The organism is Pseudonocardia sp. 2-7, assembly GCF_056341085.1.
Map to the genome: position 1 here is coordinate 1,082,970 of NZ_CP094507.1, position 24,874 is coordinate 1,107,843.

The 24,874-nt window shown below is 73.5% G+C and carries 27 protein-coding genes, 1 tRNA gene and 1 pseudogene; 18 read left to right on the forward strand and 11 right to left on the reverse strand.

Going from position 1 to position 24,874, the window contains the following annotated elements; translation table 11 throughout:
* Positions 1-70: 70 nt before the first annotated feature.
* Complete coding sequence (gene yczR, locus MTO91_RS05525; protein WP_476653955.1) at positions 71-1,531, forward strand: MocR-like transcription factor YczR; 1,461 nt, start codon at positions 71-73, stop codon at positions 1,529-1,531.
* A 6-nt stretch (positions 1,532-1,537) separates the two neighbouring features.
* Here the strand turns inward: yczR and MTO91_RS05530 are convergent, their stop codons facing one another.
* A complete protein-coding gene (locus MTO91_RS05530; RefSeq protein WP_476653956.1) occupies positions 1,538-3,028 on the reverse strand; it encodes a GntT/GntP/DsdX family permease in 1,491 nt (496 codons plus the stop codon).
* Positions 3,025-3,513 (reverse strand): gluconokinase, encoded by a 489-nt coding sequence (locus tag MTO91_RS05535; RefSeq protein ID WP_224403973.1) that lies wholly within the window; start codon positions 3,511-3,513, stop codon positions 3,025-3,027. The genes MTO91_RS05530 and MTO91_RS05535 overlap by 4 nt, the downstream gene beginning before the upstream one ends.
* 217 nt (positions 3,514-3,730) lie before the next feature.
* On the opposite strand from MTO91_RS05535, the gene MTO91_RS05540 reads away from it, so the two are divergent.
* Both MTO91_RS05540 and MTO91_RS05545 read left to right on the forward strand, forming a co-directional pair.
* Positions 3,731-4,453, forward strand: coding sequence for a FadR/GntR family transcriptional regulator (locus MTO91_RS05540; protein ID WP_251785583.1), 723 nt, complete (start codon positions 3,731-3,733; stop codon positions 4,451-4,453).
* A gap of 139 nt (positions 4,454-4,592) precedes the next feature.
* Positions 4,593-5,504, forward strand: a complete 912-nt coding sequence (locus MTO91_RS05545) for a TrmB family transcriptional regulator (protein ID WP_251785582.1) — start codon at positions 4,593-4,595, stop codon at positions 5,502-5,504.
* 10 nt (positions 5,505-5,514) lie between these two features.
* Here MTO91_RS05545 and MTO91_RS05550 read toward each other — a convergent pair whose 3' ends face one another.
* Positions 5,515-5,946 carry an alpha/beta hydrolase family protein gene (locus MTO91_RS05550; protein ID WP_405419023.1) on the reverse strand — a complete coding sequence of 144 codons (432 nt, stop codon included), beginning with the start codon at positions 5,944-5,946 and terminating at the stop codon, positions 5,515-5,517.
* Positions 5,947-6,164: 218 nt separating this feature from the next.
* Between MTO91_RS05550 and MTO91_RS05555 the strand changes: the two genes are divergently transcribed.
* Positions 6,165-6,237 (forward strand) — tRNA-Ala (locus MTO91_RS05555).
* Between the two features lie 116 nt (positions 6,238-6,353).
* Positions 6,354-6,572, forward strand: a complete 219-nt coding sequence (locus tag MTO91_RS05560; RefSeq protein WP_476653957.1) for a DUF4177 domain-containing protein — start codon at positions 6,354-6,356, stop codon at positions 6,570-6,572.
* Between the two features lies 1 nt (position 6,573).
* Here the strand turns inward: MTO91_RS05560 and MTO91_RS05565 are convergent, their stop codons facing one another.
* Positions 6,574-6,840: a tyrosine-type recombinase/integrase gene (locus MTO91_RS05565; RefSeq protein WP_345650588.1), complete on the reverse strand. Its 267-nt coding sequence runs from the start codon at positions 6,838-6,840 to the stop codon at positions 6,574-6,576.
* Positions 6,794-7,303, reverse strand: coding sequence for a site-specific integrase (locus MTO91_RS05570; protein WP_476653958.1), 510 nt, complete (start codon positions 7,301-7,303; stop codon positions 6,794-6,796). The genes MTO91_RS05565 and MTO91_RS05570 overlap by 47 nt, the downstream gene beginning before the upstream one ends.
* 213 nt (positions 7,304-7,516) lie before the next feature.
* On the opposite strand from MTO91_RS05570, the gene MTO91_RS05575 reads away from it, so the two are divergent.
* Positions 7,517-8,793, forward strand: a protein-coding gene (locus tag MTO91_RS05575) for an IS3 family transposase (protein WP_232021061.1) whose coding sequence is annotated in 2 segments (ribosomal slippage) — positions 7,517-7,805 and positions 7,805-8,793 — 1,278 coding nt in all. Because the reading frame shifts where the segments join, the coding sequence is not laid out codon by codon here.
* A 27-nt stretch (positions 8,794-8,820) separates the two neighbouring features.
* Here MTO91_RS05575 and MTO91_RS05580 read toward each other — a convergent pair.
* The 3 genes and pseudogenes from MTO91_RS05580 to MTO91_RS05590 form a co-directional block, all read right to left on the reverse strand.
* A pseudogene (locus tag MTO91_RS05580) lies at positions 8,821-8,973 on the reverse strand (IS256 family transposase); the annotation flags it as partial.
* 312 nt (positions 8,974-9,285) lie between these two features.
* A complete protein-coding gene (locus MTO91_RS05585) occupies positions 9,286-9,969 on the reverse strand; it encodes a uridine kinase family protein (RefSeq protein ID WP_345643981.1) in 684 nt (227 codons plus the stop codon).
* Between the two features lie 518 nt (positions 9,970-10,487).
* On the reverse strand, positions 10,488-10,643 hold the full coding sequence (locus MTO91_RS05590; protein ID WP_345643068.1) for a hypothetical protein: 156 nt from the start codon (positions 10,641-10,643) through the stop codon (positions 10,488-10,490).
* Between the two features lie 282 nt (positions 10,644-10,925).
* Between MTO91_RS05590 and MTO91_RS05595 the strand changes: the two genes are divergently transcribed.
* From MTO91_RS05595 to MTO91_RS05605, 3 genes are all read left to right on the forward strand, one after another.
* The gene (locus MTO91_RS05595) at positions 10,926-12,485 is read left to right on the forward strand and encodes a Re/Si-specific NAD(P)(+) transhydrogenase subunit alpha (protein WP_476653959.1); all 1,560 of its coding nucleotides are present in this window, start codon (positions 10,926-10,928) and stop codon (positions 12,483-12,485) included.
* A 3-nt stretch (positions 12,486-12,488) separates the two neighbouring features.
* Complete coding sequence (gene pntB / locus MTO91_RS05600) at positions 12,489-13,898, forward strand: Re/Si-specific NAD(P)(+) transhydrogenase subunit beta (protein ID WP_208819884.1); 1,410 nt, start codon at positions 12,489-12,491, stop codon at positions 13,896-13,898.
* A gap of 94 nt (positions 13,899-13,992) precedes the next feature.
* Positions 13,993-14,142 carry a hypothetical protein gene (locus tag MTO91_RS05605; RefSeq protein ID WP_161151901.1) on the forward strand — a complete coding sequence of 50 codons (150 nt, stop codon included), beginning with the start codon at positions 13,993-13,995 and terminating at the stop codon, positions 14,140-14,142.
* 126 nt (positions 14,143-14,268) lie between these two features.
* On the opposite strand, the gene MTO91_RS05610 is transcribed toward MTO91_RS05605, so the two are convergent.
* A complete protein-coding gene (locus tag MTO91_RS05610) occupies positions 14,269-14,700 on the reverse strand; it encodes an ATP-binding protein (RefSeq protein ID WP_476653960.1) in 432 nt (143 codons plus the stop codon).
* A gap of 156 nt (positions 14,701-14,856) precedes the next feature.
* Between MTO91_RS05610 and MTO91_RS05615 the strand changes: the two genes are divergently transcribed.
* The 7 genes from MTO91_RS05615 (at position 14,857) to MTO91_RS05645 (ending at position 20,367) form a co-directional block, all read left to right on the forward strand.
* Positions 14,857-15,807 (forward strand): RNA polymerase sigma factor SigF, encoded by a 951-nt coding sequence (locus MTO91_RS05615; protein ID WP_476653961.1) that lies wholly within the window; start codon positions 14,857-14,859, stop codon positions 15,805-15,807.
* Positions 15,808-16,097: 290 nt separating this feature from the next.
* Complete coding sequence (locus tag MTO91_RS05620) at positions 16,098-16,802, forward strand: hypothetical protein (protein WP_476653962.1); 705 nt, start codon at positions 16,098-16,100, stop codon at positions 16,800-16,802.
* Between the two features lie 128 nt (positions 16,803-16,930).
* A complete protein-coding gene (locus MTO91_RS05625; protein ID WP_100879784.1) occupies positions 16,931-17,665 on the forward strand; it encodes an energy-coupling factor ABC transporter permease in 735 nt (244 codons plus the stop codon).
* Positions 17,662-17,952, forward strand: coding sequence for an energy-coupling factor ABC transporter substrate-binding protein (locus MTO91_RS05630; protein WP_062400669.1), 291 nt, complete (start codon positions 17,662-17,664; stop codon positions 17,950-17,952). Before MTO91_RS05625 ends, MTO91_RS05630 begins: the two co-directional genes overlap by 4 nt.
* Positions 17,952-18,683, forward strand: a complete 732-nt coding sequence (gene cbiQ / locus MTO91_RS05635) for a cobalt ECF transporter T component CbiQ (protein WP_251785570.1) — start codon at positions 17,952-17,954, stop codon at positions 18,681-18,683. The genes MTO91_RS05630 and cbiQ overlap by 1 nt, the downstream gene beginning before the upstream one ends.
* Positions 18,680-19,528 (forward strand): energy-coupling factor ABC transporter ATP-binding protein, encoded by an 849-nt coding sequence (locus MTO91_RS05640; RefSeq protein WP_476653963.1) that lies wholly within the window; start codon positions 18,680-18,682, stop codon positions 19,526-19,528. Before cbiQ ends, MTO91_RS05640 begins: the two co-directional genes overlap by 4 nt.
* Positions 19,529-19,533: 5 nt before the next feature.
* A complete protein-coding gene (locus tag MTO91_RS05645; protein ID WP_476653964.1) occupies positions 19,534-20,367 on the forward strand; it encodes an SAM-dependent methyltransferase in 834 nt (277 codons plus the stop codon).
* Positions 20,368-20,373: 6 nt separating this feature from the next.
* On the opposite strand, the gene MTO91_RS05650 is transcribed toward MTO91_RS05645, so the two are convergent.
* Positions 20,374-21,189, reverse strand: coding sequence for a crotonase/enoyl-CoA hydratase family protein (locus MTO91_RS05650; RefSeq protein ID WP_357459264.1), 816 nt, complete (start codon positions 21,187-21,189; stop codon positions 20,374-20,376).
* A 79-nt stretch (positions 21,190-21,268) separates the two neighbouring features.
* Here MTO91_RS05650 and MTO91_RS05655 point away from each other — a divergent pair, with 79 nt between their 5' ends.
* Both MTO91_RS05655 and MTO91_RS05660 read left to right on the forward strand, forming a co-directional pair.
* On the forward strand, positions 21,269-22,498 hold the full coding sequence (locus MTO91_RS05655; protein ID WP_476653965.1) for an MFS transporter: 1,230 nt from the start codon (positions 21,269-21,271) through the stop codon (positions 22,496-22,498).
* 9 nt (positions 22,499-22,507) lie between these two features.
* Positions 22,508-23,296, forward strand: coding sequence for a TrmH family RNA methyltransferase (locus tag MTO91_RS05660; protein WP_161152886.1), 789 nt, complete (start codon positions 22,508-22,510; stop codon positions 23,294-23,296).
* Here the strand turns inward: MTO91_RS05660 and MTO91_RS05665 are convergent.
* On the reverse strand, positions 23,284-24,870 hold the full coding sequence (locus MTO91_RS05665) for an AMP-binding protein (RefSeq protein WP_476653966.1): 1,587 nt from the start codon (positions 24,868-24,870) through the stop codon (positions 23,284-23,286). The two genes, MTO91_RS05660 and MTO91_RS05665, sit on opposite strands and share 13 nt — an antisense overlap.
* Between the last annotated feature and the right edge of the window lie 4 nt (positions 24,871-24,874).

Here is a 24,874-nt window from a genome sequence, read left to right on the forward strand (position 1 = left end):
CACGAGATGGCATGCTGCCTCGATCGGTGGCCTGTCGTCACCGTGCCACTCGAGCGGAAGTGGATCGGGAATGACGCAGGGGGTCGGGGCGGAGCGCCTCGCCGCGCTGTGCGGTGACGTCCACGGCGGGCGCGGCCCGGCGTACCGGGTGCTGGCCGACGCCGTACGGGTGCTGACCGGCGACGGCAGGCTGCCGTCGGGCACCCGGCTGCCGGCGGAGCGGGCGCTGGCCGAGGCGCTGGGGGTCAGCCGGGTCACCGTCGCCCGCGCCTACCGCGACCTGCGCGACGACGGCTGGGCCGATGCCCGGCACGGGGCGGGCACCTGGGTGCGGCTCCCGGACCGCACCGGGGGCGTCGACGGGGTCTGGGCGCCCGGGCCGGTGGACCGCGGCACGATCGACCTCGCCCACGCCGCGCCCGCCGCGCCCGCGGTGCTGCCCGACCTGGTCGCCCGCGCCGTCGAACGGGGTGCCGCGGACCTGGCCGGACACGGCTACGGCCCGGACGGCCTGCCCGCGCTGCGGGCCGCGATCGCCGACCGGTTCACCGCCCGGGGGCTCCCGACCGGGCCGGAGCAGGTCGTCGTGACCGGCGGGGCGCTGCAGGCGATCGGGATCGTCGTCGCCGAGCTGGCCGGGCCCGGCGACCGGGTGCTCGTCGAGCACCCCACCTACCCGTCGGCGCTCGACGTCGTCGCCGACGCGGGGGCGGTCGCCGTCCCGGTGGCGGCGGACGGCGCCGACGCGACCCCGCAGACCGTGCTGCCGCGGGCCGCCCGGCAGACCGCGGCGCGGGTCGCGTACCTGATGGCGGACTTCCAGAACCCCACCGGCCGCCTCCTCGACGACGACGCCCGCGCCCGGCTCGTGCAGCGCCTCGCCCGCCAGGGCACGGTCGCCCTGGTCGACGAGACCTTCGCCGAGCTGGACCTGCGCGAGGGCGCCACGGGGCCGCTGCCCTGCGCCGCGCACGCCGCCGGTCCCGACGACGTCGTCACCGTCGGCGGGCTGAGCAAGATCGCCTGGGGCGGGCTGCGGATCGGCTGGATCCGGGCCGGCCGCGAGCGCGCCGCCCGGATGCGACGACGGCTGGCCCGCGCCCAGCTGGCGCTGCCGGTGCTGGAGCAGCTCGTCGCCGTCGAGGTGCTGGAGCGGCTCGACGTGCTGCGGGCCGAACGGGTCGGGGTGCTGCGCACCCGGCGCGACCTGCTGGTCGCCGAGCTCGCCGCGGCCCTGCCGGACTGGCGCTTCACCGTCCCCGACGGCGGGCTGGCGCTGTGGTGCGACCTCGGTGCGCACGTCTCGACGGCGCTGACCGCGGCCGCCCCGCGGCACGGCCTGGTGCTGGCGCCCGGCCCGCGGTTCGGGGCCGGGCACGCGTTCACCGACCGCTTGCGGGTGCCCTTCACCCACCCCAGGCCGGTGACGGCCGAGGCGGTGCGGCGCCTGGCCCGCACCGCCCGCGACGTCGGCGGGCCGGGCCGGACGACCGGCGCCGACCCGGCGACCCGGGCCGGCGTCGTCGTCTGAGCGGGGTCAGATCACCAGGTCGATCACCAGCACCAGGACCAGGCCGGAGACCGAGATGACGGTCTCCATGATCGACCAGGTCTTGATGTTCTGGCCGACGGTGAGCCCGAAGTACTCCTTGACCAGCCAGAACCCGGCGTCGTTGACGTGGGAGAAGAACAGCGAGCCCGCGCCGATCGCCAGTACCAGCAGCGAGGTCTGGGTCGGGTCGAGCGTCGGCAGCAGCGGGACGAGGATGCCCGCGGCGGTCACCGTCGCGACGGTCGCCGACCCGGTCGCGAGCCGGATCGCCACCGCGACCAGCCAGCCCAGGAGCAGCGCGGAGATGCCGGCGCCGGTGGCCCAGCCGGCGATCATCGCACCGATCCCGGTGTCGACCAGGGTCTGCTTGAACCCGCCGCCCGCGGCGACGATCAGCACGATCCCGGCGATGGCGGGCAGCGACTTCTCCAGCGAGCCCATGATCCCGGCGCGGTTCATGCCGGATCCGGTGCCGAGGGTGACCATCGCGACCAGCACCGAGAGCAGCAGCGCGACCAGCGGGGTGCCGACGAAGTCCAGCGCGGCGCGCACCGGGTTGCCCTCGGGTGCGGCGATGTCGCCGACGGCCTTGCCCATCATCAGCACGACCGGCAGCAGCACGGTGAGCAGGGTGGCGGCGAACCCGGGGCGCCGGGTGGGCCCGCCGTCCGGGGCGTCGCGATCGACGGCGGCGTCGCTGCCGGACCCGCTGTCCGGGTCGGTGCCGGTGGTGGCGGCGGCCGATCCGCCGGACGCGGTGCTGCTCCCGGCCGCGACCCGGGACTCGAAGAGCGCCGGCGGGGACACGTCGACCCAGCGGGCCGCGACCTTGGCGAACAGCGGCCCGGCCAGGACGACGACCGGGATCGACACGAGCACGCCGAGGACCAGGGTGATGCCCAGGTCGGCGTCGAGGATGCCGATCGCGGCGAGCGGGCCGGGGTGCGGCGGGACCAGGCCGTGCATGGCGGAGAGCCCGGCCAGCGCCGGGATGCCGACGGCGATCAGCGAGACCTGGGCGCGGCGCGCGACCAGGAAGATGACCGGCATCAGGATGACCAGGCCGATCTCGAAGAACATCGGCAGGCCGATCAGTGCGCCGACGGCGGCCATCGACCACGGCAGCGTCCGCGGGCCGGAGCGGGAGACGATCGTGTCGACCAGCCGGTCGGCACCGCCGGAGTCGGCGAGCAGCTTGCCGAACATCGCGCCCAGCGCGATCAGCGTGCCGACGCTCGCGGCGGTGGAGCCGAAGCCGTCGGAGAAGGCCTCCACGGCGTCGCCCATCGACATACCCGCCACGCCCGCGACGAGCAGCGAGCCGATGGTCAGTGCGAGGAACGGGTGCAGCGAGAACTGCGTGATCAGCAGGACCAGCGCCACGATGCCCACCAGCGCGGCGGTCACCAGGCGACCGGCGGAGGCGACCGGCTGGGCCTGCTCCGCGGCCAGGACGAGTGCGGGGTGCAGCGTCATCGCGGGGCCACCTCCGGCCCGGTGACGGCGACGGCGCCCGCGACGATCTCGTCGACCGGCCGGCGGATGTCCAGCGTCGTCCCGGCCTCGTCGGCGGCCAGCGGCTCCAGGGTGGCCAGCTGGGAGTCGAGCAGCGCGGTCGGCATGAAGTGCCCGGAGCGCCCGCCCATGCGCTCGGCGAGCACGGCGGCGTCGCCGGACAGGTGCACGAACACCGTCGACGGCGCGTGCGAGCGCAGCCGGTCGCGGTAGGCGCGGCGCAGCGCCGAGCAGGCGACGACGAGCCCGGTGCCGGTGTGCTCGGCCAGCCGGGCGCCGACGGCGTCGAGCCAGGGCTCGCGGTCGGCGTCGGTGAGCGGGATCCCCTGGGTCATCTTCGCGACGTTCGCGGCCGGGTGCAGGCCGTCGGAGTCGGTGAAGGGGACACCGAGGGCGTCGGCGAGGGCGGCGCCGACGGTGGACTTCCCGGAGCCGGACACCCCCATCACGACGACGAGCGGGTGGGGTGGTGGCTGCTGTGTCGCCGGCTGTTGCGTCACTGCATCGGCTCCTCACGGGTGTGGCGGCATCGGCACGCGGACCGGGAGTACCCGGACCGTTGTGGGGACCAGAGTGAGTTATTAGTAGTACTTTTTCAATACCGAATCGGTTCAGGTATGCCGTATCGCGTCGTCGAGCCTGTGGAGTGGCACGATTCGGGTCGTGGGTGGCGCAACGGAGGGTCTGCACGGGGACGTCCTGGACCGGCTCGGTACCGCGATCGCCGCGGGGACCATCGGGGCGGGTGAGGTCCTGCGGGCCGAGGAGCTGGTCGCGCGCTACGGCGTGTCGCGCACCGTCGTCCGGGAGGCCGTGCGCGTGCTGGAGTCGATGGGCCTGGTGCGCAGCAGGCGCCGGGTCGGCACGACGGTCGCCCCGCGGGAGCAGTGGAACGTGCACGACCCGCGGGTGATCCGCTGGCGGCTGGACGGTCCCGGCCGCGACGAGCAGCTGCGGTCGCTGTCCGAGCTGCGCTGCGGGGTGGAGCCGCTGGCCGCGGAGCTGGCCGCCGACCGGGCCACTCCCGAGCAGTGCGGTGCGCTCGTCGGCGCGGTGATGGACATGACCGTGCACGGTCGGTCCGGGGATCTGCTGGCCTACCTGGAGGCCGACGTCGTGTTCCACCGCACGCTGCTCGCGGCCTCGGGCAACGAGATGGTGGCCGCGCTGGGCGACGTCGTCGCCGAGGTGCTGGCCGGGCGCACCCGGCACCACCTGATGCCCAGCCGTCCGGAGCCCGACGCGATCCGGCTGCACCGCGACGTCGCCGACGCCGTCCGGTCCGGTGACCCGGCGGGTGCCGGAGCGGCGATGCGCGAGATCCTGCGCGAGGCGGACGCGGCGATGCGGGCCGGTGTGGCGCGCGCTCCGGGTCCTCGATTGTGATGATGGTGCGGATCCGGACGTATCAATCCGTCGTCCGCAACCGATCATAGGGAGACCGTCGTGCGCGACGGGGCCGCGGCACCACGTCGCGGGACGGTGCCGAAATGAGTGAGATGATCTCGCAATGGCCGTACGGCGGGTGACGGAAGAGCTGCAGCGACTGGGCTTGTCGGGCTACGAGGCCAAGGCCTACGTGGCGCTGGTCAGCGCGGGCGAGGCGGTCAACGGCTACGAGGTGGCGAAGCGGTCGGGGGTGCCGCGCAGCACCGTCTACGAGACGCTGGGCAAGCTCGTCGGCCGCGGCGCGGCGTTCGAGGTGCGGGCCGCCGACGGCACCGGCTACGTCCCGCTGCCGCCCGCGACGCTGCTGGAGCGGATGCGCCGCGACTTCGACCGCACGCTGGGCATCCTGCAGAACGAGATCCCGCGGCTGACCGCGCCACCGCAGGTGCGGCTGGTGCACTCGCTGACCGAGCGCCGGATGCTGCTCGAACGGGCCGAGGACGTCGCCGCCGCGGCCCGCTCGGAGCTGTACGTGCTCGGCTGGCCGGAGGACGTCGAGGCGCTCAAGCCCACGATCCGCCGGGCCGAGGAGCACGGCGTCGACGTGGCCACGGTCGTCTTCGGCGCCGACGACGACCCGGTCGGCTGGCACACCGAGCACCGCTACTCGGCCCCGTCGGCGGTCGAGGACAACCTCGGCCGGCGGATGCTCATCGTCGTCGCGGACCGCGACCAGGCCGTGATCGGGGGGCTCACCGCCGACCGCACCTGGGGCCTCTACACCGACGACCCGGCCGCGGTGCTGCTCGCGCACCTCTACGTGCGCCACGACATCGCGATCCACCGCGTCGCCGACCGGTTCGCCGAGCACGGGTTCGACGAGTTCTGGGTCGACGACCCCGCCCTGCGACGGCTGCGCGAGCCCGTCGGCGAGCCGGTCCGGGCCGTCGACGGCGCGCCGCGGTCCGTCGGCCCGGAGACCGACGACCAGGGTGTCGACATCGAGGACCTGGGCGACGACGAGGACGGGCGCAGCCGGGCCGGCTGAGCGTCGCAGCTCAGCCGGCGGGGACCTCCTCCGGCCTGCGCCCGCCCAGGTGCCGGCCGACGAAGTCGAGGATGATCTGCGCCCGCTGGACGCGGTGGCGCGGCGACCCGTCGCGCGACATCCCGTGGCTCTCCTCCGGGAACCGCCAGTGCTCCACCGGCCGCCCGAGCAACCGCACCGCGGCGAACAGCGCGTCGGCCTGCTCGACCGGGCACCGCAGATCGTCCTCGGAGTGCAGGATCGGCATCGGCACGTCGATGCCGCGGACGTGGTGCAGCGGGGACATCCGCCGGTACCCCTCCGGCGCGTCCAGCAGTGAGCGGCCCAGCTCGTGGCCGAACCACCCGGCGGCGTCGGAGCTCCAGTCCAGCGACTCCAGGTTGCCCACCGCCCGCTCGCTGCACGCGGCGGCGAACCGGGCGGAGTGGTGGCGGCCGGCCACGAGGTGAGGTGGCCGCCGCAGGACCCGCCGAGGACGCCCACCCGGTCCCGGTCGAGCCGGTCGACGGCGGCAAGGGCGCCGCCGAGCGCGGCGAGCACGTCGTCGCCGTCGTCCGACGTCAGGGGGCTGCACGGGGCCGACGGCAGGTATCGGCTCCGGAAGGGGCACCCCCCTTTCCGGGCCGGAAACCGGCCCGTGTAGTGTTCTTCATGTCGCAAGGGGCTGTGGCGCAGCTGGTAGCGCACTTGACTGGCAGTCAAGGGGTCAGGGGTTCGAATCCCCTCAGCTCCACCCTTCTTCACCAGGCCAGGACCCCGGTCCTGGTCTTTTTCTTTGCCGGGTGTGGCTGGCCCGAGTGACTAACTGAGTGTCTATCGCTCCACGAGCGTCCTGGCTAGCGTTATCCAGTGGATCAGGACCAGTGGGAGTACACGGTCGTCGACACTGTCATCAGCGCCTACCGCGACTCCCAGAACCAGGTCGGGCAGTGGCTCGACAACCTGAACGCTCTAGGAGCGGAGGGCTGGGAGGTGGTCTCGGACACCATCATCTACGGCAAGGGCTCGAACGGGATGCAGTGGCCGGTTCTCCTGCTGAAGCGCCGCAAGCAGGCGACCACGGAGTAGATCAGCCGCCGTCCGAAGCCGGAAAGATCTCGTCCATCGCGATCGCCCCGTGTTCGAGTACCGGCCGGAGCTGTTGCCGGTACACGGCTTCGGTGACTGCGGTCCCGCTGTGGCCGACCAACCGGGAGATGTGCTCTAGGGGCACTCCGGAGTCGGAGAGCAGCGAGACGAAGCTGTGGCGCAGCTCGCGTGGTGTCCACTCGGCCGCATCGAGGCCTGCGTCAGCCGCAACGCGTCGGAACGATCGACGAACGTTGTGCGCGTCCAACTCCGTGCCGTTGCGGGGAGGCGAACACGAGATCAGCCCGCCCCGTGGAGACCTCAGGCCGTTCGGCGTGTGCAGCGAGCGCGCGGACTGCCCGGGACGGCATCGCCAGACGCCGTCGGGACCTGCGGGTCTTGGTGTCGCCGTCCATGCGTACGGAGCGCAGAACGGAGATCGACGGCGGCACCGGTGGATCCTCGCCAGGTGACCCGACCAGGTCGACATCTTCCCAACGCAGCGCGCGCAGCTCCTCCGTGCGTGCTCCGGTGAGCAGCGACAGCACGACATAGGCGCGCATTGAGCTGACCTCTGCGGCCCTGAGCAGCTTCTCGGCCTGGGTGAAGGTCAGTGACTTGGACCGCCGTCCCTCGCGCCCGGTTGGGACCGAGCACAGCTCGACGACGTTGCGCATGACCTTGTCCCGAGCCATTGCGTGACGGACGGCCCGGTTCAGCAACGAGTGCATCAACCGGAGGGTCCGAGTGCTGACGACCCGCGATTCGGCACGAAGCCAACGATCGACGTCATCAGCCGTCAGATCGCGCAGCTTGCGGGCGCCGAGCTGGCCGACGACGTGCTTGTTCGCGATCGTCGTGTAGTTCGAGAGGGTCGCGGGGGAGCGACCTGTGTGAACCGCCCCGGCGTGTCGGGAGACTTGATCTTCTGAGGAGATGGAGTCATGACACGTCGTTCCCAGCCGCCGTATCCGCCGGAGTTGCGTGAGCGGGCGGTGCGCATGGTCGCCGAGGTCGAGTCGGACTACGACTCGCCGTGGGCGGCGATGAACGCCGTCGCCACCAAGCTCGGGGTCGGCACCGGGGAGACGGTGCGCAAGTGGGTCCGTCAAGCCGAGATCGACGGTGGTGTCCGGCCGGGCACCACCACTGAGGAGTCCGAGGAGGTCAAGCGGCTGCGCCGGGAGGTCGCGGAGCTCAAGCGGGCCAACGAGATCCTCAAGGCTGCTTCGGCTTTCTTCGCGGCCGAGATCGACCGGCCACACAAGCGTTGGTGAGGTTCATCGACCAGCACGCCGCCCGCTCCACGGTGGGACGGCGGTGGGGTGTCGCGTCGATCTGCGCCCAGCTCGCCGAGCTGGGCGTGGCGATCGCCCCGTCGACCTACTACGCCGCCCGCGCCGCGGCGTTGAGGGCCCCGAGCAGACAGCAGGTGCGTGACGAGGAACTGACCGCTCAGATCAGCAGGGTGTATGCCGAGAACTATGGCGTCTACGGCGCTCGGAAGGTCTGGATCCAGCTGGGCCGCGAGGGCATCGACGTCGCCCGATGCACGGTCGAGCGGCTGATGCGCGCGGCGGGGCTGGCCGGGGTCCGCCGCGGACGCCGGGTCCGCACCACGATCGACGGTGGTGGGCCGCGGGCCGGTGACCTGGTCGAGCGCCGGTTCGACCGGCCGGCCCCGGACCAGCTCTGGGTTACTGACTTCACCTACGTGCCGACGTGGTCGGGGATGGTCTACGTCGCCTTCGTCATCGATGCCTGTTCGCGGCGGATCCTGGGCTGGCGCGCGGCCACGTCGATGCGTACCGAGCTGGTGCTCGATGCCCTCGAACACGCGGTATGGACTCGCGCCCGACAGGGCCATAAGGACCTGTCCGGGCTGGTCGCACACTCGGATGCGGGGTCGCAATATCGGTCCATCGCCTACACCGAACGACTCGCCGCGGCCGGCGCGGCGCCCTCGGTCGGGTCGGTGGGCGACGCGTATGACAACGCGTTGGCGGAGTCGACGATCGGGCTGTTCAAGACCGAGCTGATCAAGCCGAGAGGTCCGTGGCGCACGGTCGAGCAGGTCGAGATCGCCACCCTCGAGTACGTCGACTGGTTCAACCACCGACGGCTGCACTCCGCTGCCGCGGACCTGCCCCCGGCCGAGCTGGAGGCCGCGCACTACCGTCAACACATCGGCCAGCCCGAGTCAGAGCACTCAACCCGATAGCTCTCCGGACACGCCGGGGCGGTTCAGTTCGCCGTAGCCGGCGCCGCAGACCTGATCGGCCTGCGCCGACAGCATCGCGTTCGCGACCGTCGTGACCATCTGCCGCAACAGATCCGGCGACGCGTCGGCCAGCTGCTCCTCCAGCAACCGCGCAGGGTCCATCATGTGTGGTGCGGCCATCGTGGTGATCCTCTCCGTGAGTTCCTTGGTCGGTACTCATGAAGATCACGCGGTGGCCGTCTCACGTCACGACGCCACGCCGCTCACCAGCGAAGAACCCGTACACCACCTCCGGGGACGTGACCCGACGGCGGTCTGCTTGACCAACTGCCTGACAACGGCCCGCCACGACAACAGCATCCGACGGACGTCGACGGACGGAGTGAGCGTGCTGGCCTGGGGGGTGTTGCACGTCGAGGCGCTGCCCCCGTTGCTTCGGGACGAACAGGTCCCTGCGGTCCACGAGCTGTGCGGATCAGGTCGCAACACGGTTCACTCGCCTATGTGCCAGTCACTGAGCACGAAGTCGAAACGCTCGGGAGACATCACGATGTCGAAGTAGTAGTCCTCAGCTGCCGACCAGCGTGCGTCCCAGTCAGACCGGTACGCGTCACCTTCTCGATCGATCAGCCGCTTTCGACGGATCGCGTGCGGAACATCGAGTAGCACCCGTAGATCAAGTAGGTCATGCAGCTCGGGTCTGCAGCTGTACGCACCTTCGAGCAGGACTATCGCCGCCGGCCGAGCGATCGTGGGAGTTGCTACGAGCGGGACGCTGTCACTGTCCCAATCCTCGGCATCCCAGTCGAAGCTCTGCCACGCGGCAACGCCGTCTCGGCGAAGTCGTTCGAGGACATCTCGCTGGCGACGCCAGTCGATCACCAAGGCGGCTTTCTCCGACGCGGTTCTGCGGTCCCAGGTGTCGGCGCTGCCACCGCTGTAGAAGTCGTCGCCCTCGATCACGGTCACCCTGCCGGTGGCATCGCCTGGTTCCACGAACGCCTGCGACACTCTCGCTGCGACGGTCGACTTTCCGGCTCCGCTGCGGCCGTCGATCCCGACGAACAACGGGCGTTGTCCGACCGTGAGCTGTCGCCGCATTTGAGCGATCAGCGCGGCCTCTGACCGCTGCCCTTCTCCGGTTGTCGCGGACACAGCTGCCCGATCGGGACTCATGCAGCCAGCATGCCCCACAGGCTCCGTTCTTCGGCGAGTGTCCAACTGAGTGACAACGGAGTGGTGCGCCGCCGGACGTCCGTGGACTGTCCAGGACACATGAGCAGCACGGATGCCGATATCAGCGCTGGACACCGTCGTCGTATCGGTGCCTGGCAGTCAAGGGGTCAGGGGTTCGAATCCCCTCAGCTCCACCCGATACGAAAAGCCAGGACTCCGGTCCTGGCTTTTTTGTCGGTCCGAAGGGCCGTACTGCCTCGAGGGGCTTCGGCGCCCTCGCATCCCGCTCTGCCGTGCCCGGTGGTCCCGGACGGTGGGCACGACCGCGGCCTGCACCACGACGTGGCTCAGGACGAACGGCAGCATCCGACGTCGCGTCGCGCGGGCGAGCCCCACCCGGCGGACCCGAGCACGAGCAGCAGCACCCCGAGGGCGAACGGCCCGTCACCGGCCGCGACCCCGGCCGCCCGCGTGACGACGAGCCCGAGGACCAGCCCGGCCAGCCGACAGCGGCCTGATCAGCAGAAGGCCGCCGACACCAGGCGGACCGACTTCCGGCCTGCTCCCGGTGGCCGGCGCACGATGCCGACGCCGAGGTCGAGCGGTGCGGCTCCGCCGATCAGCTGCATCGCGGAGACGAACTCGGTGGCCCGGCCGACGCTCTCCTGCGGCATCGCCCGGGCGGCGACGAGAGAGCCGAGAAGCCCCGCGGCGGAGTCGAAGACCGATGTCGGCGTCAGAGCCGGCGGGGCACCGGGCCCACCACCCCTCCCGACGACGGGTCCGCACACCCGATCGTCGCGCTACGCTCCCGCCGGCACCGCCTGCCCGGTCGAAGGGGTGGAATCCCGGCCTGTGACGCAGTCGTGACTGCGCACGCCCGGTTCCGGCATTACCTTCCGAAAGGCCCGCGACCAGCGTGAGCGACGGAGCGCGCGCGAGATCGAGGAGAGTGCATGAGCGACAGCCCTGACCCGTCGGGACCGGCGATGCGGATCGGTGTGGCCGCGGAGGCGGAGCCCGAGACCCGCGTGGCGATGAGCCCCGAGACGATCGCGAAGGTCGTCGGCCTCGGTTACGCCGTCACGGTCGAGTCCGGGGCGGGTGCCCGTGCCGGGTTCACCGACGAGGCGTACGCCGAGGCCGGTGCCGACGTCGTCGACGGTCCCGTCTGGGACACCGACATCGTGGTGCGGATCAACGCCCCGCAGCCCGACGAGATCGGCAAGCTGCGCGAGGGGTCCGTGCTGATCGCCATGCTCGCGCCGCGCTTCGAGGCCGAGCGGACCGAGGCGCTCACCGCCCAGGGCGTCACCGCACTGTCGATGGACGCGGTGCCGCGGATCTCGCGGGCCCAGTCGATGGACGTGCTGTCGTCGATGGCCAACATCGCGGGCTACCGGGCGGTGATCGAGGCGGCCCACGTGTTCGGCCGGTTCTTCACCGGTCAGGTCACCGCGGCGGGCAAGGTCCCGCCGGCGAAGGTGCTCGTGGCCGGGGCGGGCGTCGCCGGGCTCGCCGCCATCGCCGCGGCCAACAGCCTCGGCGCGGTCGTGCGTGCCACCGACCCGCGCTCCGAGGTCGCCGACCAGGTGCGGTCGCTCGGCGGCGAGTACCTGGCGGTCGAGGTGGAGCAGGAGGCCTCCACCGACGGCTACGCCAAGGCCACCTCGGCGGACTACGACAAGCGCGCGGCCGAGATCTACTCCGAGCAGGCCGCGGACTGCGACATCATCATCACCACCGCGCTGATCCCGGGGCGCCCCGCGCCCAAGCTGATCACCGCCGCGGACGTGGCGTCCATGCGCCCGGGCAGCGTGGTCGTCGACATGGCGGCCTCGCAGGGCGGCAACGTCGAGGGCTCGGTGGCGGGGGAGTCGGTCGTCACCGACCACGGTGTCACGATCGTCGGCTACACCGACCTGGCCGCCCGGCTGCCCGCGCAGGCGTCGCAGCTCTACGGCACGAACGTGCTCAACCTGCTCAAGCTCATGACCCCGGAGAAGGACGGGCGGCTCGCGCTCGACCTCGACGACACCGTGGTCCGCGGCATCACCACCGCGCACGCGGGGGAGACGCTCTGGCCGCCGCCCGAGGTCACGGTGAGCGCGGCGCCCGCGGCCCAGCCGGCCGAGGAGCCGAAGGAGAAGGAGCCGGAGAAGCCGCGTTCCCCGTACGCGGGTCTCGCCGCCGGGATCGTCGGCGCGCTGGCGCTGTTCGCGGTCACGGCTCTGGCCCCGGCCGAGCTCGCCGGGCACCTCACGGTGTTCGTGCTGGCGATCGTCATCGGCTTCTACGTCATCGGCAACGTGCACCACGCGCTGCACACGCCGCTGATGTCGGTCACGAACGCGATCTCCGGGATCATCGTCGTCGGCGCGATCCTGCAGATCGGCACGGGCGGCGACGCCCTGGTCATCGGGCTCGCCGCGGTCGCGGTGCTGCTCGCCGCCATCAACATCGTCGGTGGCTTCGCGGTGACCCGCCGCATGCTGCAGATGTTCACGAGGAGCTGAGCCGTGCAGACGTGGACCACTGCGGCGTACCTGATCGCCGCGATCCTGTTCGTGATCAGCCTCGCGGGGCTGTCGAGGCACGAGACATCGCGCTCCGGTGTGCTGTTCGGCATCGCCGGCATGACGATCGCGCTGGTCGCCACGGCCGTCGTCGCGCTCGGCCAGGCGTCCGGGCTGGGCGTCGCCCTGCTGCTGGTCGCCGTCGTCGTCGGCGGGGCGATCGGGCTCTGGCGGGCCCGCGTCGTCGAGATGACGGGGATGCCCGAGCTCATCGCGCTCATGCACAGCTTCGTCGGCCTCGCCGCGGTGCTGGTCGGCTGGAACGGCTTCCTCGAGGTCGAGTCCGGTCACCTGCAGCTCGAGGGCTCGCTGCTGGGCATCCACCACGCCGAGGTCGCCGTCGGCGTCTTCATCGGCGCGGTGACCTTCACCGGCTCGGTGGTCGCCTACCTGAAGCTGTCGGCGAAGATCAAGTCGGCGCCGCTGATGCTGCCCGGCAAGAACGTCCTCAACCTCGGCGCGCTCGTGGCGTTCGCGGTGCTGACGGTCGTCTTCGTCCTCTCGCCGCAGATGTGGATCCTGGCCGTGCTCACGGTGCTGGCGCTGCTGCTCGGCCTGCACCTGGTCGCCTCGATCGGCGGCGGTGACATGCCGGTCGTGGTGTCGATGCTGAACTCGTACTCCGGCTGGGCCGCCGCGGCGGCGGGCTTCCTGCTCGGCAACGACCTGCTGATCATCACCGGCGCGCTCGTCGGGTCCTCCGGTGCCTACCTGTCCTACATCATGTGCAAGGCGATGAACCGGTCGTTCGTCTCGGTCATCGCCGGTGGCTTCGGCGCCACCTCCTCGGCGGCCGCCGCGGTGGAGGGTGAGCACCGCGAGGTCGACGCCGACGGCGTCGCCGAGCTGCTCGCGAACGCCGAGAGCGTCGTGATCACCCCCGGCTACGGGATGGCGGTCGCCCAGGCCCAGTACCCGGTGGCGGAGCTGACCCGCTCACTGCGCGACGCCGGCGTGAACGTGCGCTTCGGCGTCCACCCGGTCGCGGGGCGGCTCCCCGGGCACATGAACGTGCTCCTCGCCGAGGCCCAGGTGCCCTACGACATCGTCCTGGAGATGGACGAGATCAACGACGACCTCGCCGAGACCGACGTCGTGCTGGTGATCGGCGCCAACGACACGGTCAACCCGGCCGCGTCGGAGGACCCGGGCTCGCCGATCGCCGGGATGCCGGTGCTGCGGGTGTGGGACGCCAAGGACGTGATCGTGTTCAAGCGGTCGATGGCCACCGGCTACGCGGGCGTGCAGAACCCGCTGTTCTTCCGTGACAACACCCAGATGCTGTTCGGCGACGCCAAGGAGCGCGTGCAGGACATCCTGTCCTCGATCAAGAGCCTCACGAAGACGGGCTGACCGGCGGACGACTTCACCCGGGCGGGGCGCAGGTGTTACCGAGCCGACTCCTGCGCTCCGCTTGCCCGGAACGTCCGGTGGGCACTCTGTGTCCATGAGTGAGAGCAGCACGCAGCACGCGAACACGACCTGGCCCCACCCCGAGAGCGAGCAGGCCCGCCACGACGGGCGCTACACCCCGGTCGCCCGGGCGGGACACCGCGGACACCGGTCCGACGACCCGTCCGCCTCCATGCGGGACTGACCACCGCACCACCACGCCCGGTCCGCAGCCGGATCGGACCCGATGAGAACCGGTCGCCGTCACCCGCCCTCGGGCGTGGGGTGCGGCGACCCTGTCGTTGCTGGGGTCCCCGGGCGCGGGGACGGGTCAGGACGCCGGGACGCAGAGCCCCGGACAGCGGCCGATCCGGCCCCGGAACGAGACCGTGGTCCCGTCGGGACCCGGCACCACCCGTACGTCCTCCGCGACCGCCTCGATCATCCCGATGCCCCGTCCGCGGTGTCCGGGGTCGGTGGGCGGGTCGCGCCAGCGCCCGCGGTCGCTGACCTCCATCCGCACCCGGTACCCCTCGGCGTCACCGCGCAGCAGGACCGTCGCGTCCCCGCCCGGGCCGGTGACCCCGTAGGCGTGCTCGATGCAGTTGGAGACGGCCTCGTTCACCGCGAGGACGAGATCCTGCACGGTCGGGCACTGTTCGTCGGTCCCACACAGCGACGCGAGCCACCTCCCGGTCTCCCGGCGGGAGCGGCCTGCCGACCCGGGTTCGACGGGCAGCTCGACACGCAGAGTCGGGGACATGGGAGAGCAGTACCCACCAGGTCGCCGTGCAACTCATCGGAGTGACCGTCGATCGACAGTCGACCAGGTCACGCGACGTTCGACATGCGGGCCCGCGCCACCGGGCCTACCGTCGGTCGGTGATGACAGTCGATCATCGCCGGCCGCGGAGACGGCATGGCTGAGCCGAGCACGGACGCCGAGGGAGCCGAGGCGTCGCGGGCCGACGACACGGTGGGGGACCCGGTGGACGGCACGAGCGGGCACGTCGGGACCGTGCACACCGGTCCCGGGCACCCCGTGGACGAGGCCGCCGGGAACGCCCACGAGACCGCGGACGCCCGTCCCGACGAGTACGCCCACCTCCGCGCGCCCCTGCACGCCTTCGCCGCCGCCGGACCCGACGACCCGGAGCGGGAGCGGCTGCGCTCGGAGCTGGCGAGGGGCTTCCACCCGGTGGTCCGGCACATCGCCGGGCGCTACCGGCACCGCGGCGAGCCCGTCGAGGACCTGGAGCAGGTCGGCACGATCGGGCTGATCAACGCGCTGGACCGGTTCGACCCGGGCCAGGGCACCCCGTTCCTCGCCTACGCGGTCCCCACGATCACCGGGGAGATCCGCCGGTACTTCCGTGACCGCACCTGGTCGATGCGCGTGCCGCGGCGGCTCAAGGACATCCAGAGCCGCATGACCCGCGCCCAGGAGGAGCTGGCCTCGCAGCACGGCCGTGCCCCCAGGGCCTCCGAGCTCGCCGAGCACCTCGGCATCAGCCGCGAGGAGGTCATCGAGGGGCTGCAGGCCCAGGACTCCTACCGGTCGGACTCGCTCGACCAGCTCGTCGGCGACACCGACAACCCCCTCGGCGAGATCGTCGGGGGCATCGACGCCGGGATGGACGCGGTCGAGGCCCGCGAGTCGCTGCGTCCCGCCCTGCGCAAGCTCCCCGAGCGGGAGCGGACCATCCTCATGCTGCGGTTCTTCGGCAACCAGACCCAGACCCAGATCGCCGCCCAGGTCGGGTTGTCGCAGATGCACGTGTCGCGGCTGCTCGCCCGGACCCTGGTGACCCTGCGCGGACACCTCGCCGACGAGCAGACCCACCACGACGGGGTCCCCGAGGCCGGCTGACGCCCGCCCGCTACGACGACCGGGTGGCCGTGGCGGTCCGACCGGGGCAACCGGACCGGTCCGGATCACCTCGCCGTCACCTGCGCGTTTCCCCACCGGCCTCCCGGGGCACCCTGTCGTGTTCCGCGCACGCCGTCGTCCGTCCACCGGGCCACGGTGTCGCGCATACCGAGACATCAGCGAGACCGTCGTCCCGCGACCCGTCACCCGCGCCTCCACGGCCGGTCGGTGCTCCCACCGACCGGTCCCGCGCCGTGCCGCCGGTCGCGACGACAGGAGAGGAACCGGGTATGGCCGTGCAGGAGAAGACGTTCGCCACCGAGCGTGACGGCAAGCAGGCGGAGTGCTCGGCGGCCGCGGCCGCCGGGCGCGCCGAGGTGGCGGCCGCCAGGGCGGAGCGGGCCGCCGCGACGGCGCAGCAGGCCGCGCTGACCGCGGCCGGTGCCGCCGGCCCGGCCCGGGAGGCCGGGACGCCGGGCCCGTCGGCGAAGGACGCGAAGGCCGGAAAGAAGGCCGACGCGAAGAAGGGCAAGAAGGACAGGAAGAGCGGCCGGAAGGCCGTCGAGGCCGCGAAGGCCGACACGAAGAAGGCTCGCCGCAAGGAGGAGAAGGACGCCGAGAAGGCCGTCCGCACCGCCGAGAAGGCGGAGAAGAAGGCCCGCAAGCAGGCGAAGGCCGAGCGGGCCGAGCAGGAGAAGGCCGCGGCCGCGGAGAAGAAGGCCGCCCGGAAGGCCAAGGCCGCGCGGCTGGAGAAGGTCGCCAAGCGCGACGCCGCCGCGAAGGCGGAGAAGAAGGCCCGCAGGCTGGCGAAGGAGCAGGTCGTCGCCGGCCGGCCGGGCAGCGGGGTCGGTACGCCCGAGACCACGCCCGCCGAGCGGGAGAACCGACGTCGCGAGGCCGAGCAGGAGGCGGCCCGGCTGGCCGCCGCGGCCGAGCACAAGGCCACCGCCGAGCGCCCCGCCGAGGTGCACCACACCAACGGCCTGCGCCTCTGACGGCACACCGCAGCCACCGGCGACGCCCGGACCCGGCCGGGTCCGGGCGTCGCCGTGTGTCAGAGCCTGCACACCTGACCGGATGTTCAGGCTTGCACGATCGAACGACGTGGCCGTAGCGTTCGCCCGTGCACATCGCCGAGGGGTATCTGCCGCCGCTGCACGCGGCGGCCTGGACCGTCGTCGCCGCGCCGTTCGTCGTGCACGGCGCCCGCGCCGTGGTGCGCCGCGTGCGGGAGGACCCGGACACCACGCTGCTGCTCGCCGCGGCGGGCGCGTTCACCTTCGTCCTCTCGGCGCTCAAGATCCCGTCGGTGACCGGGTCGTCGTCGCACCCGACCGGAACCGGGCTGGGCGCGGTGCTGTTCCGACCACCGGTGATGGCCCTGCTCGGGACGGTGGTGCTGTTCTTCCAGGCCGTCCTGCTCGCCCACGGCGGGCTCACCACGCTCGGCGCCAACGCCTTCTCGATGGCGATCGCCGGGCCGTGGATCGCCTACGGCGCCTACGTCGTGGTCCGCAGGATCGGGGGCTCGCTGGGGCCCGCGGTGTTCGCCGCGGCCTTCCTCGGTGACCTCGGTACCTACACGATCACCAGCGCGCAGCTCGCGCTCGCGTTCCCCGACCCCACCTCCGGGTTCGGCGGAGCGTTCGTCACCTTCGCCTCGATCTTCTCGATCACGCAGATCCCGCTGGCCGTGGCCGAGGGGCTGCTGACCGTGCTCGTCGTGCGGCTGCTCGTGCGCATCACCCCGGACGAGCTGCGCCGCCTCGGCGTGCTGCGCCCGGCCGCGGGCACCGACACCGGCGGCCCCGCCCCGGCCGCGACCGCGCAGGGCCCGGAGAAGGAGGCGTCGGCGTGAGCCGCTCGACCGTCGTGAACATCCTGCTGGTCGTCGCCGTCGTCGCGTTGTTCGCGGTGCCGGTGCTGTTCGTGCCCGGCGAGTACGCCGGGTCCGACGGCCAGGCGGGCGAGGCCATCGAGGCCACCGGCTACCAGCCGTGGTTCAGCCCGGTGTGGGAGCCGCCGTCGGGCGAGATCGAGTCCGGCATCTTCGCGATGCAGGCCGCGGCCGGCGCGGGCGTGCTCGGCTACTGCATCGGCGTCGCCCGCACCCGCAGCCGGGAGAAGGCCGCCCGGCAGAGCTGATGCTGCTGATCGACGAGACCGCCCACGCCAACCGCTGGCGATCCCGGCACCCCGGGGAGAAGGCGTTCCTCGCCCTGGGGCTGCTGCTGCTCGCCGTCGCGCTCCCACCGTGGCCGGGGGCCGTGCTGACCGGTACCGCGGCGCTGGCGCTGCTGCTGGGCGGGGCCCGGGTGCCGTGGCGGACCGCGTTGCGGCTGCTCGCGCTGCCCCTCGGGTTCGTGATCGTGGGGGCGCTGCCCCTGCTGGTGACCGTGGGCGGGGACCCGTGGCTCGCGCTCGCGCCGGGCGGACCGGCCCGGGCGGCCGCGCTCGTCGGACGCTCGCTGGCGGCGGTGTCCTGCCTGATCCTCTTCGCCGCGACGACGCCGCTCGCCGACACCCTGCCCCGGCTGCGGTGGGTGCCGCCGGCCGTCCTGGAGATCACCCTGCTCGTCTACCGGATGCTGTTCCTGTTGCTGGACTCGCTGACCGCGGTCCGGGAGGCCCAGTCCCTCCGGATGGGATTCCGGACGCGGCGGACCACCTTCCGGTCGCTGGCCGGGCAGGGCGGGGCCGTGTTCGTCCGCGCCTTCGACCGTGCCCGCCGCCTCGAGGCCGGCCTCGCCTCCCGCGGCTACGACGGCTCGCTGCGCGTCCGGGTACCCGCCCGCACCGTCTCGCCCGCCTTCGTCGCGGCGAGCACGGTGCTGCTCGTCGCCGTGCCCGTACTGGCCCTGGCGGTCGTCCCGTGACCGCGGTCCTGGAGGCCCGCGGGCTGGTCTTCGCCTACCCGGACGGGCCGGTCGTGCTCGACGGGGCGGACCTCGTCGTCGACCCGGGGCGCAGGCTCGCGGTGCTCGGCCCCAACGGCGGCGGCAAGACCACCCTGTTCCGGCTGCTGCTCGGGCTGCTCGCCCCGTCGGCCGGGCAGGTCCTGCTCGACGGCGAGCCGGTCCGCCGCACCCGCCGCGGGCTGGTGCGGCTGCGCGAGTCCGCCCAGCTCGTCCTGCAGGACCCCGACGACCAGCTGTTCTCCGCCGACGTCGCGCAGGACGTGTCGTTCGGCCCGCTCAACCTCGGTCTCGACGAGACCGAGGTCGACGCCCGGGTGCACGACGCGCTGTCCGCCGTCGGCATCGCCGACCTCGCCGACCGGCCGACGCACCGGCTGTCGTTCGGGCAGCGCAAGCGGGTCGCGATCGCCGGGGCACTCGCCGTCCGGCCCCGGGTGCTGGTGCTCGACGAGCCGACCGCGGGTCTGGACCCGGCCGGGGTGGAGGAGCTCGTCGTCGTGCTGGCGGACCTGCAGCGCGCCGGGACCGCGGTCGTGCTGTCCACACACGACGTCGACCTCGCCCACCGCTGGGCCGACGACGTCGCCGTCGTCGCGCGCGGGCGGGTACGGCGCGGCCCGGCCGCGGAGGTCCTCGGCGACGCCGCGCTGCTCTCCGACGCCCGGCTCGGGCCGGCCTGGGCGCCCGCGGTCGCGCGGCTGCTCGAGCTGGCCGGCCGTCCCGGCGTCGCCCCCGGCACCGCGGCGGAGCTGCACGATGTCCTGGCGGGACTTGCGACCCGGGAGACACCGGCGAGAGGGTGACGCCCATGACCGCCCCGGAGCCCGTGCCCGACCCGGTGGACGAGATCGACCTGACGCTCCCCAACCCGGCCCGCGTCTACGACTACATGCTCGGCGGCGCCCACAACTTCGCGACCGACCGGGAGTTCGCCGAGCGTGTGCTCGCCGCCCTGCCCGACACCCGGGAGGTCGCGCTCGCCAACCGGGCCTTCCTCGGCCGGGCCGTGCGGGCCTGCCTGGACCGCGGGGTGCGCCAGTTCCTCGACCTCGGGTCCGGCATCCCGACCGCCGAGCCGGTGCACGAGATCGCCCACCGGGCCGACCCCGCGGCGCGCGTGGCCTACGTCGACGTCGAGCCGGTGTCGGTCGCGATGAGCCGCCAGATCCTGACCGGTGTGGACGGTGCCTCGATCACCGCCGCCGACCTCACCGACGCCGGGGCCGTGCTCGCCGCGCCGGGTGTGGCGGACCTGCTCGACCCGGCCGAGCCGGTCGCCGTGCTCGCGGTGTCGGTGCTGCACTTCGTCCGCGACGACGACCTGCTCGGGGCCCTGTTCGACCGCTACGTGACGGCGTTCGGGCCCGGCAGCATGCTCGTCGTGTCGCACGGCAGCACCGACGTCGACGACCCGCACACCGCCGAGCGGATGCGCACCATCGAGCGGTTCACCCGGGACACCGCGCAGCCGGCGCGCTCCCGGGACCGCGCCCTGCTGCGCAGGCTGCTCGTCGACCGGCCCGGACACCGGCTGGAGCTGCTGGAACCGGGCCTGGTCGATGTCAGCGACTGGCGGGCCGAGGACGGGCAGCCACCCGCAGGGATGTACGCGGTCGTCGGGGAGGTCGTCCCGCGACGGTAGGCCGGGTCAGTCCCGGTAGACGCCCTGGCGCTTCTCCATGAACGCGCTGACGGCCTCGGTCAGGTCGGCCGAGACCAGCTGGCCGCCGTTCCAGGTGGCGATCTGGTCGAGCCCGTCGGCGACCGAGTGGTCGCGGGCGTAGGTGATCGCGTGCTTGGTGCCGCGCAGGGCCAGCGGCGATTTCGCGGCCAGCGACGCGGCCAGCTCGGCGACGCCCGCCTCCAGCGCGTCGGCGTCGGCGTACACGTCGTTGACCAGGCGCAGCTCCTTCGCCTCGGTGCCCGACACCGGCCGGCAGGTGTAGGCCAGCTCGCGGGTCACACCCTCGCCGACGATCCGCGGCAGCCGCTGCAGCACGCCGACGTCGGCGGCCAGGCCCATGTCGACCTCCTTCAGCACGAACGACGCGTCGGCGGTCGCGTAGCGCAGGTCGCAGGCGACGACCAGGTCCAGGCCGGCCCCCAGGCAGACGCCCTGGATCGCGGCGACGACCGGCTTCCGGCAGCGCTCGATCGCGGTGAGGCACTCCTGCAGGTCGAGAATGGTGCGGCGCAGCGCGTCGGCGCCGTGTCCTGTCGAGTCGTCCGACGCGGTCTCGCGCAGCCCGCCCAGCATCGACACGTCGATGCCCGAGCAGAAGTGCCGCCCGTTGCCGCTGATCACCACGACCCGCACGGCGGGGTCGGCGTCCAGCTCGCGCACCGCGTCGCGCAACCCGAACCACATCGGCTCGTGCAGCGCGTTCGCCGCCTCCGGGCGGTCCAGGCGCAGCCGCGCGACCCCGTCCGCCACCTCGACCGCGATCCCCGTCGGTTCACCCATGTCGCGTCACTCCGTCCTCGTCGCCGGTCCTCGCTGCGGAGGCTACCGGTAGGTAACCCCCGGCTGGCAGGATGCGACGGTGCGGCAGGGAGGCCGGGGGGACCGGACGTGGCTCGCGGCCTGCGGGCTGCTGTTCGCGACGGCCTTCGGCACGAACGTCCCGACCCCGCTGCTGCTGGTCTACCGGGCCGAGCTCGATCTGTCGGCGAGCACACTCGCCGCGATCTTCGGGGTGTACGCGCTCGGGCTGGCACCGTCGCTGCTGCTGGGCGGGCCGGCGTCGGACCGGTTCGGGCGGGTGCGCGTGCTGCTGCCGGTCGCCGCCGGGGTCGCCGGGGCGTCGCTGCTGTTCCTCGGCGGGGCGTCGGCGCTGTGGCTGCTGTTCGCGGCCCGGTTCCTGCAGGGGCTGGCGTCCGGTGCGGTGTTCTCGGTGGGCAGCGCCTGGTTGCAGGACCTCGCCGGGCCGGACGGCGCGCCGCGGGCCGCGCGGGCGGCGTCGGTCGCCCAGACCGCCGGCTTCTGCCTCGGGCCGCTGACCTCGGGGCTGCTCGCGACCTCCGGGCCGCTGCCGCTCGCCCTGCCCTACCTCGTGCACGTGGCCCTGCTGGTGGTGGCGGTCGCCGCGGTGCTCGCCGCCGTCGGGACGGGGCCCCGCCCGGCCGGGCCGCCGTCCCGCGGCCTGCTGCCCCGGCCGGGCCTGACCCCGGCCGCGCGGCGGGTGTTCGTGCGGGTGGTCGTGCCGACCGCGGTGTGCGTGTACGCGTTCCCGTCGGTCGCGGTGACCGTGCTGCCGCTGCTGCTGCCCGGGATCTCCGGCGCGGTCGCGTTCACCGGGCTGCTCGCCGCGCTGACCCTGGGCACCGGGACGCTGGTGCAGCCCTTCGCGCACCGCCTCGGCCGCCGCACCGGGCCCGCCGGGGCCGGGCTGGGCGCCCTCGGGGCCGCCGCCGCGACGGTCACCGCGCTGCTCGCGCCGCCCGGACCGGCCGCGGTCGCGGGTGTCGCGGTGGCCGGGGTGCTGTTCGGCGCGGGCGGCGGGCTCTGCCTCAACGCCGGGCTCACCCGCGTCGGCCGGCTGGCGCCGGCGTCCGGGCGGGGCGCGGTGAACGGGCTGTTCTACACCGCCGCCTACTCCGGGTTCGCCGCGCCGTGGCTGGCCACCGCATTCGTCGCGACGACGGCGCTCGCCGCCCCGCTGGCGGTGCTCGCCGCCGCGGCCGCGGTCACCGCCGGGTGGCTCGCGGTCCGCTCCGGAGACCCGGACGGGGCACCCGGTCCCGGCCGGTCCCCGGACACCCCGCCATCCTAGGCTCGTCGGGTGCCCGACCTGACCAGTACCGCCAACCCGCGTGTCAAGAACCTGGTCCGGCTGCGCACCCGCCGCCACCGCGACGCGGCGGCCGTCACCGTGATCGAGGGGCACGACGAGCTGGCGCTCGCGCTCGACGCCGGCGTCGAGCCGACCGAGGTGTACTGGGCGCCGGACCTCGTGCGGTCGGACGCGCTGCTGGCCCGGATGCCGTCGGCGCGGGTGTTCTCGGTGACCCGCGAGGTGTTCGCCCGGATCGCCTACCGCGAGTCCCCGGACGGCTGGCTCGCCGTCGCCCCGGCCCCCGGCCGCCCGCTCGACGAGCTGGACCTCGGCCCGGACCCGCTCGTGCTCGTCGCCGAGGGTGTCGAGAAGCCCGGCAACGTCGGGGCGATGCTGCGCACCGCCGAGGCGTGCGGGGTGGACGCGGTGGTGATCGCGACCCCGGAGCGCGGTGGCACCGACTTCGCCAACCCCAACGTGGTGCGGGCGTCGAAGGGGACGGTGTTCGCGGTGCCGGTCGCGTCCGCGTCCACCGCCGAGGTCCTCGACTGGCTCGACCGGCGCGGCATCGCCACCCTCGTCACCACCCCGGCCGGGACGACCGGGCTCGCCGGCACCGACCTGACCGGGCCGACCGCGCTGGTCATCGGGACCGAGGCCACCGGGGTGACCGACGCGTGGCTCGACCGGGCCGACGCCACGGTGGTCATCCCGATGCGCGGGCGGGTCAACTCGCTCAACGCCTCGATCGCCGCGGCCGTGGTGCTCTACGAGGCGGTCCGTCAGCGCGGCTGACCGACGAGCTCGGCGCGCAGCCGCTTCTTGTCGGTCTTGCCGATCCCGGTCAGCGGGATCCGCTCGACGAACTCCACGGTGTCCGGCACGTACATCGCGCCGGCGCGGTCGGCGACCAGGCCGGTCAGCTCGTCCGGGCTCGGCGCCGGGGAGTCGGTGACGACGGCGGCGTGCACGGTCTCGGTGCCGTCGTCGTCGGGCACCCCGAAGACCGCGGCGTGCCGGACGGCCGGGTGCTCCATGAGCAGGTCCTCCAGCTCGGAGGTGTACACGTGCCCGCCCACGACGACGATCATGTCCTTGACCCGGTCGAGCAGGTGCAGGTAGCCGTCGGCGTCCTGGCGGGCGACGTCGCCGGTCCGCACCCACCCGTCGACGACGGTGGCGGCGGTCAGCTCCGGCTGCTTCCAGTAGCCGTCCATCTCCATGCCGGTGTGCACCCACAGCTCACCGCGCCCGCCCGGGGCGACGGGGCGGCCGTCGGCGTCGGTGATCGCGATCGTGGTGGTGGGGATCGGCCGCCCGACGGTGCCGAGCAGGTCGGGGTCCCGGTGCTCCTCGGCGGTGAGCACGCTGATCCCGCCGGCCTCGGTCTGGCCGTAGAACTGGGTGAACACCGGGCCGATCCGGCGCAGCGCCTCGGCGATGCGCCGCGGGTTGGCGGGGGCACCGCCGTAGACCAGCGACCGCAGCGACGACAGGTCGGTCCGGTCCAGGTCGGGGTGGTCGAGCAGGCGGTAGATCAGCGGCGGCAGCAGGAAGCCGTGGGTGATGCGCTCCCGCTCGACGGCGGCGAGGTAGGCGCCGGGCTCGAAGCCGTCCTGCAGGACGACGGTGCCGCCGTCGGTGAGGGTGCGGTCGGCGAGCGACCCCCCGACGTGGGCGACCGGCGTGGCGACGAGCAGGCGCGCGCCGGCGTCGCCGCTGCCGAACCCGCCTGTCCCGCGCCGCATCGCGGCACCGCGACGGTGGTGGTCGAAGGTGTAGGTGATGCCCTTCGGGTGGCCGGTGGTGCCGCCGGTGTGCCGGATCTGCTCGATGGCGTCCGGCCGGGCGCGGCCCCGGACCGGCTCGGTGGACGCCGTCGCGGCCTCGGCCGTCACGTCGGTGTCGGTGCCGTGCGGGCCGAGCCAGAGCACGTCGACGCCGGGGACCAGCGCGAGGACGGGCTCGGCGGCCGCCGCGGCGTCGGCGTCGGCGAGGACGAGCGGCGCCTCGACGTCGTCGACGATGCGGGCCTGCGCGGCGGCGGACAGGCCATCGTGCGGCTGGGCGATGCCCGCCCCGAGCAGCGTCACCGCGAGCCGCGCGACGACCGCCTCGGGCGTGTTGCCGGCCAGCAGCGCCACGACCCGGCCCGGCTCGGCCCGGCCGTCGAGGGCGTGGGCGAGCCGGTGCACGGAGTCCACGAGCTCGCCCGCGGTGATCCTGCGGTCGCGGTGCACCAGGGCCTCGCGGCCGCGGTCGGCGGCGAGGGCGTCGAGGAGCTCCTCGACGTCGCTGTGCAGCGCGGCCCCGCTCTGCGTGGCGGCACCGTTGCGCGGCGCGGTGGCGCTGTCCGGATCGGCGGACATGGCC

Excerpts from the sequence above, each read along its gene's own strand:
- MTO91_RS05615 (WP_476653961.1), top strand. The coding sequence starts at position 14,857 with ATGGCTGAGCCGAGCACGGACGCCGAGGGAGCCGAGGCGTCGCGGGCC.
- MTO91_RS05645 (WP_476653964.1), top strand. The coding sequence starts at position 19,534 with ATGACCGCCCCGGAGCCCGTGCCCGACCCGGTGGACGAGATCGACCTG.
- MTO91_RS05620 (WP_476653962.1), top strand. The coding sequence starts at position 16,098 with ATGGCCGTGCAGGAGAAGACGTTCGCCACCGAGCGTGACGGCAAGCAG.
- MTO91_RS05650 (WP_357459264.1), bottom strand. The coding sequence starts at position 21,189 with ATGGGTGAACCGACGGGGATCGCGGTCGAGGTGGCGGACGGGGTCGCG.
- yczR (WP_476653955.1), top strand. The coding sequence starts at position 71 with ATGACGCAGGGGGTCGGGGCGGAGCGCCTCGCCGCGCTGTGCGGTGAC.
- MTO91_RS05595 (WP_476653959.1), top strand. The coding sequence starts at position 10,926 with ATGAGCGACAGCCCTGACCCGTCGGGACCGGCGATGCGGATCGGTGTG.
- cbiQ (WP_251785570.1), top strand. The coding sequence starts at position 17,952 with ATGCTGCTGATCGACGAGACCGCCCACGCCAACCGCTGGCGATCCCGG.
- MTO91_RS05590 (WP_345643068.1), bottom strand. The coding sequence starts at position 10,643 with ATGCCGCAGGAGAGCGTCGGCCGGGCCACCGAGTTCGTCTCCGCGATG.
- MTO91_RS05605 (WP_161151901.1), top strand. The coding sequence starts at position 13,993 with ATGAGTGAGAGCAGCACGCAGCACGCGAACACGACCTGGCCCCACCCC.
- MTO91_RS05570 (WP_476653958.1), bottom strand. The coding sequence starts at position 7,303 with ATGCACTCGTTGCTGAACCGGGCCGTCCGTCACGCAATGGCTCGGGAC.
- MTO91_RS05530 (WP_476653956.1), bottom strand. The coding sequence starts at position 3,028 with ATGACGCTGCACCCCGCACTCGTCCTGGCCGCGGAGCAGGCCCAGCCG.
- MTO91_RS05665 (WP_476653966.1), bottom strand. The coding sequence starts at position 24,870 with ATGTCCGCCGATCCGGACAGCGCCACCGCGCCGCGCAACGGTGCCGCC.
- MTO91_RS05610 (WP_476653960.1), bottom strand. The coding sequence starts at position 14,700 with ATGTCCCCGACTCTGCGTGTCGAGCTGCCCGTCGAACCCGGGTCGGCA.
- MTO91_RS05535 (WP_224403973.1), bottom strand. The coding sequence starts at position 3,513 with ATGGGGGTGTCCGGCTCCGGGAAGTCCACCGTCGGCGCCGCCCTCGCC.
- MTO91_RS05585 (WP_345643981.1), bottom strand. The coding sequence starts at position 9,969 with ATGAGTCCCGATCGGGCAGCTGTGTCCGCGACAACCGGAGAAGGGCAG.